This window comes from Serpens gallinarum (genome assembly GCF_014836765.1).
In the GTDB taxonomy this organism is placed as follows: Bacteria; Pseudomonadota; Gammaproteobacteria; order Pseudomonadales; family Pseudomonadaceae; genus Serpens; species Serpens gallinarum.
Genome location: NZ_JACSQG010000007.1, coordinates 112,965 through 126,433, shown reverse-complemented (window position 1 = coordinate 126,433; position 13,469 = coordinate 112,965). Strand labels below are relative to the sequence as shown.

The 13,469-nt window shown below is 58.4% G+C and carries 14 protein-coding genes and 1 pseudogene; 8 read left to right on the top strand and 7 right to left on the bottom strand.

The window, feature by feature from the left end:
- Positions 1–7: 7 nt before the first annotated feature.
- Positions 8–217 carry a hypothetical protein gene (locus H9642_RS13460; RefSeq protein WP_251836959.1) on the bottom strand — a complete coding sequence of 70 codons (210 nt, stop codon included), beginning with the start codon at positions 215–217 and terminating at the stop codon, positions 8–10.
- 405 nt (positions 218–622) lie between these two features.
- On the opposite strand from H9642_RS13460, the gene H9642_RS13455 reads away from it, so the two are divergent.
- Positions 623–850 carry a hypothetical protein gene (locus tag H9642_RS13455; RefSeq protein WP_251836958.1) on the top strand — a complete coding sequence of 76 codons (228 nt, stop codon included), beginning with the start codon at positions 623–625 and terminating at the stop codon, positions 848–850.
- 45 nt (positions 851–895) lie between these two features.
- Here H9642_RS13455 and H9642_RS13450 read toward each other — a convergent pair whose 3' ends face one another.
- The 4 genes from H9642_RS13450 to H9642_RS13435 all read right to left on the bottom strand — a co-directional run bounded on the left by H9642_RS13450 (position 896) and on the right by H9642_RS13435 (position 4,700).
- Positions 896–3,436, bottom strand: coding sequence for a penicillin acylase family protein (locus tag H9642_RS13450; protein ID WP_251836957.1), 2,541 nt, complete (start codon positions 3,434–3,436; stop codon positions 896–898).
- 99 nt (positions 3,437–3,535) lie between these two features.
- On the bottom strand, positions 3,536–4,000 hold the full coding sequence (locus H9642_RS13445) for a DUF2489 domain-containing protein (protein ID WP_251836956.1): 465 nt from the start codon (positions 3,998–4,000) through the stop codon (positions 3,536–3,538).
- 3 nt (positions 4,001–4,003) lie between these two features.
- Entirely contained in the window at positions 4,004–4,198 is a 195-nt protein-coding gene (locus H9642_RS13440) for an SEC-C metal-binding domain-containing protein (protein WP_251836955.1), read from the bottom strand.
- 4 nt (positions 4,199–4,202) lie between these two features.
- Positions 4,203–4,700, bottom strand: a complete 498-nt coding sequence (locus tag H9642_RS13435) for an LEA/WHy family protein (RefSeq protein WP_251836954.1) — start codon at positions 4,698–4,700, stop codon at positions 4,203–4,205.
- 122 nt (positions 4,701–4,822) lie between these two features.
- Between H9642_RS13435 and H9642_RS13430 the strand changes: the two genes are divergently transcribed.
- Complete coding sequence (locus H9642_RS13430) at positions 4,823–5,362, top strand: hypothetical protein (RefSeq protein ID WP_251836953.1); 540 nt, start codon at positions 4,823–4,825, stop codon at positions 5,360–5,362.
- Positions 5,363–5,384: 22 nt separating this feature from the next.
- On the opposite strand, the gene H9642_RS13425 is transcribed toward H9642_RS13430, so the two are convergent.
- Positions 5,385–5,852: a YchJ family protein gene (locus tag H9642_RS13425; protein ID WP_251836952.1), complete on the bottom strand. Its 468-nt coding sequence runs from the start codon at positions 5,850–5,852 to the stop codon at positions 5,385–5,387.
- A 576-nt stretch (positions 5,853–6,428) separates the two neighbouring features.
- On the opposite strand from H9642_RS13425, the pseudogene H9642_RS13420 reads away from it, so the two are divergent.
- Positions 6,429–6,788, top strand: a pseudogene (locus tag H9642_RS13420) (OmpA family protein); the annotation flags it as partial.
- A 57-nt stretch (positions 6,789–6,845) separates the two neighbouring features.
- On the opposite strand, the gene H9642_RS13415 reads toward H9642_RS13420, so the two are convergent.
- Positions 6,846–7,310 (bottom strand): CopD family protein, encoded by a 465-nt coding sequence (locus H9642_RS13415; RefSeq protein ID WP_251836951.1) that lies wholly within the window; start codon positions 7,308–7,310, stop codon positions 6,846–6,848.
- Positions 7,311–7,392: 82 nt separating this feature from the next.
- Between H9642_RS13415 and dinG the strand changes: the two genes are divergently transcribed.
- From dinG to H9642_RS13390, 5 genes are all read left to right on the top strand, one after another.
- The gene (gene dinG, locus H9642_RS13410) at positions 7,393–9,537 is read left to right on the top strand and encodes an ATP-dependent DNA helicase DinG (RefSeq protein ID WP_251836950.1); all 2,145 of its coding nucleotides are present in this window, start codon (positions 7,393–7,395) and stop codon (positions 9,535–9,537) included.
- Between the two features lie 172 nt (positions 9,538–9,709).
- Positions 9,710–9,994, top strand: coding sequence for an integration host factor subunit beta (gene ihfB, locus H9642_RS13405; protein WP_251836949.1), 285 nt, complete (start codon positions 9,710–9,712; stop codon positions 9,992–9,994).
- Between the two features lie 33 nt (positions 9,995–10,027).
- Positions 10,028–10,321 carry a lipopolysaccharide assembly protein LapA domain-containing protein gene (locus H9642_RS13400; RefSeq protein ID WP_251836948.1) on the top strand — a complete coding sequence of 98 codons (294 nt, stop codon included), beginning with the start codon at positions 10,028–10,030 and terminating at the stop codon, positions 10,319–10,321.
- Positions 10,322–10,620: 299 nt separating this feature from the next.
- Positions 10,621–11,880 carry a Wzz/FepE/Etk N-terminal domain-containing protein gene (locus H9642_RS13395; protein ID WP_251836947.1) on the top strand — a complete coding sequence of 420 codons (1,260 nt, stop codon included), beginning with the start codon at positions 10,621–10,623 and terminating at the stop codon, positions 11,878–11,880.
- Positions 11,881–12,086: 206 nt separating this feature from the next.
- The gene (locus H9642_RS13390) at positions 12,087–13,406 is read left to right on the top strand and encodes a Wzz/FepE/Etk N-terminal domain-containing protein (protein ID WP_251836946.1); all 1,320 of its coding nucleotides are present in this window, start codon (positions 12,087–12,089) and stop codon (positions 13,404–13,406) included.
- Positions 13,407–13,469: the final 63 nt, after the last annotated feature.

Genomic DNA, 13,469 nt, shown 5'->3' with positions numbered 1-13,469 from the left:
GAGTGACTCACTGCGCTGGCACGTGTTGGGTGGGGCGGCAAGCGGCATTGCGAAACGGGCCGGCGGCCTTGCGCCAGCCCGGACCGGGACTGGTTTGTGCGCAGATCCGCTGGCCATTGAGCAGGCTTTCCCAGCTGAACCAGGGAGCCGGTGCGGCATGAGCGGCGGCAGTGAACAGGGTTGTGAAGAGAACACAGGCTAACAAGTGTCTGGGCATACCAATCATCCGCGACAGGGCGGGGCAGATGATAAAGCAGTGGGTGATCGAGCGCCCAACGTTGCTGCAGTCACTCACCGGCAAAAGGGAATTCCCTGCTGATGTCGGGCTCTATGTCTGAGATCACCCACAAAGGAGGGCGGTGTCATGCGGACTTCACACACGCAACAGACAGTCGTTGGGAGGAGGGTTCTCATTAACGGGGCGGACGTATTTGGTGACCCGGAGCAACCGCCGCCTCCCGGGCCGCCACCGTATCCAGGCGAGCCCGGTGAGCCGACCATACCGGATGAGCCGCCGCCCAAGCCCATCGCCTGAGCAAAAACTATTCAAACGGGCGAATTAATGGTGAGAGCCTACGCTGAAGTTGAGTACTGCAGAGTATTTATAAAAAGGAGGCAGACCATGGCCCGATGGATCATTACCTACAACAAAGACAACAACACCGCCACTCTGGAAATCGAATCGGCCAAACAACCCAACCTGGAACAGGCCGTTCGGCATACCTTGAAGTGGGCCCGCCAGCAGTTTGAGGCTCAGGAACCCAGCGAGGTGGATGGAGATTTGCGCGGGCCGGCTGTACTGCTCTCGGAGCTGTATGGCATCACCATCACCGGTATCACCCAGGCATAGCCAGCTGACGACCCGCATCCCTTACTCGGGTGCGGGTCGTTATTTTTAGCGGGCAGGGAGTAATATCAAGCGTTCAGTGCCGTAGGCCTGTTGAAGATTTTCGGCCTTGAACGGAAAGCTCTGATAATCGCCCTGGCGCCAGGCATCGATGCCGTCGGCGTAATGGGGACTGGCCGGATTGTCGGATTGACCGCTGCTGTTCAGGCCGATCAACGGTTCGTCGTGACCAAAATCCACAATGATGCGCATGGCAGGTATCAGCCAGGTATCAAAATTCTGACCCCACTGGTACGCCGAAACGTTCAGGGTGCTGTGATCGCCTCCGGCGGGGTAAGGCCCCCGGTTTAGATAACTGTCCAGTGCTCTTGTGCCGATCCGTTGACTCGCGCTCATGTAAGGGGCCAGTTTGCTGGCGTCGGTGGTCCAGGTGTAGCGGTGCAACGCGCCCCATTGCCAGCCGTTGCGGTCGCGGCCGAGGCGCTTTTCCAACAGCGCCACGGCGCCCGCCAGACTGCGGGCGAGAATGACCGCCTTGTCTTCATGCTCGGCTGTGTTGACGTCGTCCCAGAACGGACTGTCGTCGCGGCCCAGCAAGTGGTCGGCCTGGGCCGAATAGGAGCTATCAGCCACGCTGACCAAGGCCTGCCAGGCAGGGCTGTCGTCAGGTCCAAGCTCGTCCAGGAATGCCTGTCGGGCGCTTTCATGCAGGAACGCGCCATAGAGCGCGGCATCGGCAGAGTCGCTGGCCAATAGGCCGTCAAAGGCAAGCAGGCGAGCCAAAGCTTCGCGGGCTTGGCTGCGCTGTGCTGCAGGCAAGGCCTGGATGGCGTGTTCAAGTGCCTGGGCCATTCCGGGCTCGGTGAGCATGGCCTGCAGTTTGGCGACGAAGGGGCTGGACTGGTCGTACTGCATGGCAATCGTGCCTTGAGTGTCATGACGGCGGGCGCCATCGAGCCACTGGCCGATGCGTTCCGCCCGCTCCGGGTAGTACCAGGAATTGGACAATTGCACGCCGTAACCGCTGGGCACGCTGCGGTGATTGGCGGTGCCGAGCCAGCCTTGCTGAGGGTTTTGATCGTAGGGGTGCAGGACCGGGTCGGCAAAGCCGTCCCAGGCATAGGCGTTATCCCAGCCGGGCGAGGGCAGCAGACCGCGGCCGGCACGGCGGCTGGGGTAGCGCCCGGTGACTTGCCAGGCGATGTTCTGCGCGTCGGCAAAGACGATATTCAGCGGCATGGCGCGAACGTCGCGGGTGGCGTCAAAAGCCTGGTCCACCGTTTTTGCCATGGACAGGTTAAAAAAGGCATCCAGGCTCTGGTCGGCTTCCAATTGCACGCTGCGGTAGGCCAGGCCGTAGCGGCTGGTCAGCGCCTGGGGCTGCAGCGTGTGCTTGGACTTGCGCAGCGCGCCATTGAGCAGCGGGCCGTTGCGGGTCTCGTGTATCAGCTCGCGCACCGGCTTCTGGCCCTTGATGAAGAACGTCTCGTAGCGCTCGCGGGTTGGCTGCCACTGGCCATCGGCCAAATACTGCAGGCGTCCGTTGTCATCCTTGAGGCGTTCAAGAAACAGGTCCTGGTTGTCACCCATGACCATGGTCATGCCCCAGCCCAGTGCGCCGTTGTAACCTGCCACCACCGCAGGCACACCGGCGACCGAGACGCCGGCGGCCTGGAAGTGCGGGGTGCGCAGATGCACGAAATTCCACATGGACGGCATGGCCAGGGGCAAATGGGTGTCATTGGCCAGCAGGCTCTTGCCGCTGCGACTGTGCGAAGGCGCGACCGCCCAGTTGTTGGAGGCGGCCACACCGAGCATGTTCAGGCCGGCAACTTGGCGGGCGGTCTGCTCTAGGGCCGCCAGGCCAGGAATCTGGCCGGTCAGGTCAAGTCCTTTGAGCTTGTCTGCCTCGTCAAAGGGCAGCGGTTCGTCGGGGTAAACAGGTAGCAGCCAGGCGAGCTTCTCAGTGCCGACTTTTTGTGCCAGCACCAGGGCGGCGATTTCTTCCCTCAGGTTGACCGCCAGGCCAAAATTCAACAGGCAAAAGATCAGCACCGAATCTTTGGCCTGCCACTCGACGGGCTGATGGCCGGACTCGGCCAGGCCCATCGGTAACGTGTCGCGATGCTGAGACAGATACGCATTGACGCCCTTGGCATAGGTGGCGAACAGCGCTTTCAGTTCCGGCGACGCATGGCGATACAGTACCTCGGCGCTCTGGCGCAGGTTCACCGTGCGCATGAAACGGTCGATGTCCAGTACACCGGGGCCGACCATTTCTGCCAGGCGCCCCGATGCCATCAGGCGCATGCCGACCATCTGGCTCAGGCGGTCGCTGGCATGCACGTAGCCCAGCGTGAACAGCGCATCGGGCAAGGTGTGCGCTTCAATCAGCGGCATGCCCAATGCATTGCGCCGCACTGAAGCGCTGTCGGCCAGTTCATGAAAGGTCAGGGTACCCTGGGTTGGCGGCACGCTGTTGCGGTAGCGGGCATCCAGCAGGCTCTGACAACCACTCAGGGTCAGTGCTGTCAGCAGGGCGGCGCAGAGCGCAAGGGGAGATAGCAGGCAAGAGGGGCGGGGCAGCATGCACGGCGTTCCTTGTGCAACGAAGTCGGATCGCCAGCTTAGCAATACACCAGACGCAAACCCCAACCCAAAAGCGGGGCTTGAGCCTGGTTGAAGCGATTACGGACTGATGTTCTTGATCAGTGCATCATTGAGCAGCCAGCGAGAAGCGGCACGGACGGCCGCCTTGTGCTGCAGTTCCAGCTCGCTGAACTGGCTGCGATAGCGTTGCCGCTCACGGCGATCCAGAGCCTTCCAATCCCCATGGGTCGGCACATGGGCCGTGGCTGCGTACAGTTGATGAAACACTGCACAACGCGGATCCTGGCTGAGTTGGGGATCATAGTTGTCCATCAGCACCTTGATGCGGATGGCGCCTTCAATCAGCGGCAACTGCTCATCAAGCAGGCTGCCGGCCAGAATGCGCAAGTCCCCACCCAGCTGCTCATGATGGCGCTGCTCGGCAGCCGTCTGCCGGCGCTGTTGATGCCAGACGCGCCGCCATAGCCAGAGGGCATACGCGGCGAGGCCTGCGATGATCAGCAAGGCAAGCGCAAGCAGGCTCCAAACCAACGCTGGGCTCACTGATCAGGCACCGTGACACTTCTTGAATTTCTTCTCGCTGCCACAGGGGCAGGGGTCGTTGCGACCGACATCCTTGAGCGGATTGCGCAGCGGTTCGCTGGGGCCATGATTGCAGTGTGGGCCGTGGACATGGTGTTCATGACCATGATCGTGATCGTGGTTGCAATCGGGGCCGTGGACGTGGGGTTCTTGGGACATGGAACTACTCCGGAATGATATCGCCGGGGATTATCTCGCCGTTGCGCAAAAGGTGCACGCGTCTGCCTTGCATCAAGCCTGTTTTGATCACGCCCTGAAGCTGATAGCGAATCGGCTGGTCAGGTTTTTCCAGCAGTTTGATCAGGTCGCGCATGTGTCGCCAGAGGTTGGTATGCAAGGCTACCTGAACGATCTTGCTGCCGTGCGCCGGCACGATGAAGAAGCGCTCATACTCGGCATCCGCCAGTTTGAGTTCATTGAGTTGCAAGCTGTAATTGATGCCACGAATCGGCAGGCTGCGGTCGTTGGGGTTGGTAAAGCGAAAGTTCAGGCGAAATTGCTGTTCCAGCAACTTGGCCTCGATGACCTCGACATTGAGCAACTGCACATCAGGATCCTGATAGTTGCTGCCCATCCAGGTTGAACAGCCGCCGAGCAGGGACAGCAGGGCGGCGTACAGGCTGACGCTGACTATTCTTATTGTTCGTGCCTGCAAGGACATGTCTTGGCTCCGAAGGAAGGACCGCAGTGTAACAAGCAAAAGCTGGGCTGCAATCGATTGTAGCGGGCGAAAAGGCTGCGCCATACTGCACTGCGAACGAGACGAATAGGCCAGGTGGGCTGATGAAACGCTATGAAGTCGCTTTTGCTGGTCGGTTGCAACCGGGAGTCGACCCCGCTCGAGTCAGGGCGAATCTGGCACAGCTGTTCCAGGCTGATGAATCCCGTATCGAGGCGTTGTTCTCCGGACGTCGTGTGGTGATCAAGAACAACCTTGATGAGGTGGCGGCGGAAAAATACCGCGCGGCACTGGCGCGGGCGGGTGCGGTGGCTGAGGTCTGTCCTCAAGACGCTGAACTACCCCAGGAGATTGAGCAGTCTGCGTATACGGCGCAGCCAAGGTCGGTCTCAGTCCCAGCTCCGGGACGTCTCGAAGTCGTTCCACGCGACGAGTACATGGCGGCTTTCAGTGCTGTGCAAGCGCCGGATTTCGGGCTGGCGCCGGTGGGAGCCGATTTGCAAGACGTCACACCGTCGCCAACGGCACCGGCCATTCATGTGAGTGCCTTGGCATTGCTGCCCGTGGGCAGCGATCTGGGACAGCGGATCGAGCCGGTAGTGGCCAGCGTGCCGGACAGTAGCCATTTGCGCGTACTGGATTAGTGCTGCGAGTGCGGGTCACCGCTTAAACAAACGGGCCGCAACACTTCTTGAATTTCTCCCCACTGCCACAGGGACAGGGGTCGTTGCGTCCCGCCTTAAGTGGCACCGTGGGGTCGATAAAATACCAGCGGCCCTGGTGTTGAACGAAGGCGGAGCGTTCATGGGAATGGTGTTCGCCCTCGCCGTCGTGCCAGCGCGCGGTAAAGCTGACAAAGGCATGTTCGGGCTGCCCGCCAAGTACTTCAGCGTTTTCCACTTCCAACCCTAGCCAGACGCTTTGCGCGCTCCAGGCCGCCATGCCGGCGCGATCCAGTCCGGCTTGCTGGGCTGGTAGCGTGGTGTCCACCAGGTAGTCAATCAAACCCAGCACATAAGCGCTGTAGCGCGAGCGCATCAACAGTTCGGCACTGGGCGCCGGAATATCAGTGTGATAAGGGCTACAGCAATCTGCCAGTGGCAGGCCACTGGCGCAGGGGCAGGCGGGACTCATGGTTGCCACCAGTGATTCAGTACGGATGCGGTTGATTGTTTGGCCAGCGACTGTATCCCAATTAACCATTGCAAGGAATGCGCAACCAGTCGCTGCTGCGCGAAGGCCCCGAATATGCGCGCCGGCCACTTTGCAGGGAACCTCGAGGAGCCTGTTCTCGACTAACAAGATGCGGCCCGGCGGAGTATTGAAGTGCCGGGGGTATCCATGGCTCGGGGCGGTGAAACATCTCGCCTAGCGTACTTCCGTTGCGCTGTCTTAACTGCTGGGTATCGGTTCGAGCCGATTCATCAGGAGGCATCCATGAGCATCGTAAGGAAAGCGGTACCGTTGTTGGTAATAACCGGCGTGCTGAGCGGTTGCGCGGGCGTACAAAAAAGTGACTGGCCTACCTGTGCAGCCCTCGGTGGTGTCACTGGTGCGGCGCTGGGTGCTTTTGAAAGCAGCAGCTATGCGGGCTGGGGTGCGCTCGTCGCTGCGGTTACTGCGGGGGGCTACTGCTGGGTGCACGGTCAGGGCGAAGAGGTCGTGGCCTATACCGAGCCTGAACCGATTCCGGAGCCTGCTCCTGAGCCGGTCGCAGAAACGGTCCGGGTCGAACTGGATGTTAAGTTCGACTTCGACAAGGCGGTGGTCAAGGAGGGTAGTTTTGATGATATCCGCGATCTGGCGGAATTCATGAAGCAGTTCCCACAGACCACCACGGTGGTGGAAGGACACACCGACTCGGTGGGTACCGACAGTTATAACCAGCAGCTTTCCGAGCGTCGGGCCATGGCTGTGCGTGAAGTGCTGGTCAACCAGTACGGCGTACAAGGCGGACGTGTGGATGCCATCGGTTATGGCGAGGCGCGTCCAGTGGCGGATAACGCGACCGAAGAAGGTCGCGCTATCAACCGCCGCGTCGAGGCTGCCGTCGAAGCGCAGATGCAGTGATGGCTGCCATCCGGGCAGCGCTCCCCGTCGCTGGCGAGGAGCTTGCCCGGAAGGCGGTTACAGCAGTGGTCTGGCGCCAGCAATGGCCATCAGTGCCAAGCCGAGCATGAGGTTCACGCCTACCTGGCGCCGTATGTGACCAAGCGTAGCGCCGCCCGCCGACCAGTTCTGCTCCGTCACGGCGCGCCGCAGTTGCGGGACCTGCAACAGGCTGACGCGTAAAAACAGGGCCAGCATGGCCAGGTACAGGCCGATCATCAGGTGTACATAAGTCGGTGCTGTTTCGAAACCGCTGAAGCGCAGATGCAACATGCCTACGCCAGTGACGGGAAGTATGACCACCGCTCCCCACACCCAGTGGAAAAAACGCGGAAAGACCTCGGCCCACAGCCCCAAACGTTCCGGTGCCTGCAAGACAGCGCCGGCTGCCGGGCGCAGGATCATCCAGGCGAAGAACATGCCCCCTACCCAGATCAGGGCGGCTAGCAGATGCAAGGCGTACAGCAAGGCAAACGAACTCATCGGTAAATCTCCGCTGATGGATGGGGCGCGCTATCATAGCGGTCCCTTGTGAAACACTGAAAATATATACAGCTCCGCGCCCATGCTCAGCACCGAACTCAAGTCCCAGATTCAGGGCGCCTACACCCGCTTTCTTGAAGCCAAGGGCCTCAAGCCCCGTTACGGCCAGCGTTTGATGATTGCCGAAGTGGCCAAAATGCTTGGCACCATCAGCACCGATGATGAAGGACGCCGGGACGGCGAGCCGGCTATCGTTGCCGTGGAAGCCGGTACCGGTACCGGTAAGACAGTGGCCTACAGCCTGGCCGCGATTCCCGCCGCCAAGGCCGCCGGCAAGCGCCTGGTAATCGCCACCGCCACCGTGGCCCTGCAGGAGCAGATCGTCCATAAGGACTTGCCGGACCTGATGCGCAACAGTGGCTTGAACTTCAGCTTTGCGCTGGCCAAGGGCCGTGGCCGTTACCTGTGCCTGTCCAAACTCGACCTGCTGCTACAGGAAGGGCATGCACAAAGTGCCACAGCACAACTGTTCGAAGAGGAAGGCTTTAAGCTTGATGTAGACGAAGCCAGCCAGAAACTGTTCACCCAGATGATCGAAAAGCTGGCCGGCAACCGCTGGGATGGCGACCGCGACAGCTGGCCGCAGGAGTTGGCCGATACTGACTGGTCGCGACTGACCACCGATCACAGCCAATGCACGGGCCGGCATTGCCCGAATTTTCAGCAGTGCAGTTTCTACAAGGCTCGCGAAGGCATGACCAAGGTCGACGTGATCGTCACCAACCATGACATGGTGCTGGCCGATCTGGCTCTGGGCGGCGGCGCGGTGTTGCCGGACCCGCGCGAGACGATCTACGTTTTCGACGAAGGCCACCATTTGCCGGACAAGGCTATTAATCATTTTGCCCACTTTTCACGCTTGCGCTCCACTGCTGACTGGCTCGGCCAGGTAGAGAAGAATCTCGCCAAACTGCTTGCTCAGCATCCTTTGCCTGGCGAACTGGGCCGGTTGATCGAAGGTGTGCCGGAACTGGCCCGTGAGCTGCGCAGCCAGCAGCAATTCATGTTTGCCGCCTGCGAACAGTTGGCTGACTTCAAGACCGGCGAGGACATGGAAGGCCGCGAACGGCCGCGCCATCGTTTTGTCGGCGGCGTAGTTCCAGAGCACTTGATCGAGCTGGGTAGTGAACTGAAAAAGGGCTTTGCCAAACTTACCGACCTGTTCACCCGGATCGCCGAACTGCTCAAGGAATCCATGGACGACGAACCCGGCAACGGCCTGAGCAGTGCCCAGGCCGAGGAGTGGTATCCGCTGTTTGGTAGCCTGCTCAGTCGGGCCCAAGGCAACTGGGAGCTGTGGACCGCTTTCACCGTCGAGGATCCCGAAGACAGCCCCCCCATGGCACGCTGGCTGACCCTGGCTGAAACGGGCGCGCTGTATGACATCGAGGTCAACGCCAGCCCGATTCTGGCCGCCGAAACCTTGCGCCGTAACCTGTGGAATGTGGCCCATGGCGCCCTGATAACGTCGGCGACGCTGACGGCGTTGAACAGCTTCGAACGTTTTCGCATGCGTGCCGGCCTGCCCCGCGTTGCTGTTACCGCCGTGGTGCCCAGCCCCTTCGCCCATGCCGATGCCGGTATTTTGCACGTGCCTGATCTCAAGGCGGACCCGAGAGATGCCACCGCACATACCGCAGCGATCATTCGCGAATTACCCCGCCTGGTGGACGGTGCGCACGGCACCCTGGTGCTGTTTTCGTCGCGCAAGCAAATGCAAGACGTGTTCGATGGCCTGGAGCGGGACTGGCGCAAGCGGGTGTTGATCCAGGGCAACCTGTCCAAGCAGGAGACCCTCAACAAGCACAAGGCGCGGGTTGATGATGGCGAGCCAAGTGTGTTGTTCGGTTTGGCCAGCTTTGCTGAGGGTGTCGACTTGCCCGGTGCCTATTGCGAGCACGTAGTGATCGCCAAGATACCTTTCGCAGTACCGGATGATCCGGTTGAAGCGGCCTTGGCCGAATGGATCGAGGCGCGTGGCGGCAATCCCTTCATGGAAATTACCGTGCCGGATGCCTCACTCAAGCTGGTCCAGGCGTGCGGTCGTCTGTTACGTACAGAGCAGGATCGCGGCACCATCACCTTACTGGATCGCCGTGTGGTTACCCAGCGCTATGGCAAGGCGATTCTCAATGCGTTACCGCCGTTTCGCCGCGAGATCGAATAACCTTACCGTCGCAAACCAGGCCACAGCTTTGCAATGACGCAAGGCCGTGCCTGCGTCGCCATTCCCGATCATCACTTTTCCAATAACTCGGCCTGGGCTGTTCAAATTCTGTTCAGCATGCTAAAACCAATTGCAAATGTTGGTCTAGCCGCTTGAAAAAGAAGGGAAAACCATGACCAAGTCGGAGTTGATCGAACGGATTGTCACGCAACAAGGGCAGCTCTCGTCGAAAGATGTCGAACTGGCCATCAAGACCATGCTTGAGCAGATGTCACAGGCTCTGGCCACCGGGGATCGAATCGAGATTAGAGGGTTTGGCAGCTTCTCTCTTCATTACCGCGCCCCACGGGTCGGTCGAAACCCAAAGACCGGGCAGTCCGTCAGCCTGGATGGCAAATTCGTGCCGCACTTCAAGCCCGGTAAGGAATTGCGTGATCGGGTGAATGAAGACGAATAACCTGCTACCCCCAGCTAGCTGAGGATCCTTCTCGTGAACATCATCAGACGTATATTGGTGGGTGTTGCCGCCTTGCTGGCTGGCCTCTTTATCGTTATTTTCATCCTAGAAAACCGCCAACTGGTTGCGCTGACACTGTTCGGACAAAGCACGGCAATGCTGCCCTTGGCCACTTTTCTTGTGCTGAGTTTCCTCGCTGGTCTGTTAGTCGGGCCACTGCTGAGCAGCATTGGTCTTGCTCGTTTGCGCATGCGCTTGCGGAATACACGGCGGGAGATGTCTGCTTGCCAACGGCAATTGGCTCAGCAATTGAGTCAGGATAAGTGATCAGCGTCTCGCCGCTTTCCAAATCGCCTCGCTTTAGCAGTCCTTCGCTTGCAGCTTCACTACCCTTCCCCTGAATAAATAGATAGTTGGCTTATTGGTTGCATGCGCCAAGAGCTTGGCGTGAATAGTGTCATTGTTTTGGCAAAAGAATTTTGCTGAAAATAGTTGAACTGCCCAGGCTGGCTTAGAGTCTAAGCGCATCCTTAGTGATCTGCAGGCAAGAGCAGCAGATTCAGATTTTGAATACTGGTTTGTAGCAAGGAGGTAAACCAGTTCGTTGTTTTTGGAGTCCGCAAATAATGCAAAACACGCCTATGCGAGCCACACAGAATAATAATGACGAAATTGACTTGCTGGATTTGTGCCGATCCCTCTGGAGCCAGCGCTGGCTGATCGTTGGGGTTGCGGCGCTGGTCACCCTGATTGCGGCTATTTATGCCTTCACGGCCACCTCTTATTATCGGGTGCAAAGCATCCTGCGTCCCACTGAGATGGGTATGCTCGATGCTTTGAACAGTACGGGTGTGTACGAACTCAAGCCGAGTGATGCCTTGCGCCGGGTTTCGGCAGGCTTGTCCTCTTACGGCGAGCGTTTGGAGTTCTTTCGTGAAAACCCTGATCTGTTTGCTGATCTGGCCCGGGAAGGCCGAAGCCAAGAGCAAGCGTTCGAAGAGTTCAATGCCCAATCTTTCACAATGCTTTATCCGGATCCCAAAAAGGATCAAGGCGAGTACGTTGGCTTGGCGTTGACCTATCCCGAAAATATGGACGGGGTCAGGGTGGTGAACGGCTTTGTTGCGAAGATTCTGGAAAAGGAGCGCAAGCAAGTTTCACAAGATCTCGAGGTCCTGATTGCTAACCGCAAGGCCAATCTGGAACAGAAGATCGAAGCGGCCCGCGTTAGTTATCAGGCCAGCAAAAATGCTCAGATAGCCAGCTTGCTCGAGCAGGCCGCTCTGGAGCGTGCCTTGCTTGAGGATGAGCTGCGTGCGCTGCGTGATGGTCTGAAAATGCGTCGCGAAAACCGAATCAAGGAACTGGATGAAGCCATCCAGATCGCCAAATCCCTGGGGATTCGCACGCCGACTTCGCCTTCGGCGATGTCCAGTTCATCGGCTGGAGGGGGAGTACGTACTGAAATCAATAGCCGTGAAATTCCGTTGTATTTCATGGGAGTCGCTGCTCTTAGTGCTGAACGTGAGGCGTTACAAGCACGAGCCAGTGATGATTTCATAGAGCCGCGCATCAGCGAACTGCAAAAGAAACTGGATATGCTCAAGCATAATCGTCAGGTCGAGGTGCTCAAGCAGCGCGAAAACGAAGATCTTTATCTCGACGAGCTTGCGGTGTGGAGTGAGGAGGCGGCGCGCTTGGATGGCATTAATTTTGACGCCTCAACTTTGCAATTGGCCCGACTGGATCAGCCGGCCCAGCAGCCCTTGAATCGTCTCAAGCCTAAGCGGACATTGATTCTGGCGTTAGGGGCAGTGCTTGGGGGAATGCTTGGTGTATTCATTGCCTTGGTCAGGAATCTGACACGGCCTCGTGTAAAATTATGATGTCGGAAACAGGGTGCCAACCCGCATCAACTGGTATTAAGTGCTTCAGGTATAAAAGCTGACGCACTTAGATCGTCTCTTCCAAAATTAGTTTCTTTCGGTCAGAATTCCGCGCTTCAATGCGCTGCGTGATGTTTGTCACATTTATGCGGCAGTTTTTTGGAGCGTGCCTGGCTGGAAAGGCACTTGGAAGATGGAATTTTGTAGTGACTGATTTAGTTTTGCCCGCAAAAAACTTCTCGCAGAACGATGAAATCGATCTGGTCGAGCTGCTTAGGTCGCTCTGGACGCAAAAGCTGTTAATCGCGCTGATTGCCGGAACTTGTACTTTTCTTGCAGGGATTTATGCCTTTCTGGCAACTCCTGTCTATCAGGTACAAAGTGTTATGCGTCCCGCACTCATTAAAGATCTGGATGAGCTCAATCGCACCGGTATCTATGAATTAAGCCCTTCAGCAGCCCTCAGTCGCATCGGCGCTGCGCTGGATTCGTATGAAAACCGGCTGGGTTACTTCAAAAGCAATCCTCAGCTGTTCGCGTCGCTGGACCGAGAAGGACAAACCCTTGAGCAGGCCTTTGAGCGTTTTAACGAAACGTCTTTCGCCATGCAGATGCCTGATCCCAAAAAGGCGGATACCCTCAGCCCCTACTTAGGTATTCAGTTGACCTATCCGCACGGCATTGACGGTGTGTCGGTGGTCAATGGCCTGGTAGCTTATGCGATTCAGCGCGAACGCGAGCGGCTTGGTCGGGATTTGCAGGCCATCATCCAGAACCGTCTGAAAAACCTGCAACTGAACATCACTTCGGCTCGGGCGAACTATGAAACCAGCAAGGAAGCGCGCATTGTCCAGCTCACCGAAGCCGACAAGCTCAAGCGCGTCGTGCTGCAAGACGAGTTGACTGCACTGCGTCAGCAACTCAAGACCCGTCGCGAAAACCGGATTCAACAGTTGGGCGAGGCCATTCACATTGCCAAGTCGCTGGGCATCAGCAAGCCCACGACGCCATCCGCGTTGGGGCAGGATCAGCGAGTGAGCCAGGGCAGCGTGGTGCGCACCGAAGTCAATAATCAGCAGATTCCGCTGTATTTCATGGGTGCCGAGGCATTGGAGGCGGAGCGCAAGACGTTGCTGCAGCGCAAATCGGATGACTTTACCGAGCCGCGCATTGCGGAGATCACCAAGGAGTTGCAATTGCTGGAAAGCAATCGGCAAATCGAAGTGCTCAAGCTGCGTGAGAACGAAGACCTGTTCCTTACCGATCTGGCCGCCTGGCATGCGGAAGAGGCGCGTCTGCGCAACCTGCGCATTGATACCAATGCGTTACAACTGGTCACGCTCGATCAGGTCGCAACTGAGCCGCGTCGGCCGATCAAACCCAAAAAGCTGTTGATTCTGGTGTTGGGCGTGGTGCTGGGCGGAATGCTCGGGGTATTCGGTGCCCTGGTGCGTCATCTGCTCCGGCCAAAGCAACAGCACGCTTATCCGCTCTTGGTCGATACCCCCGGTGCCGGAAGCAATTAATAGGGCGTAAGTCCTGCTTGTACCCGATGAAAAATAAGGGGCGTCATTCAACGATGACGCCCT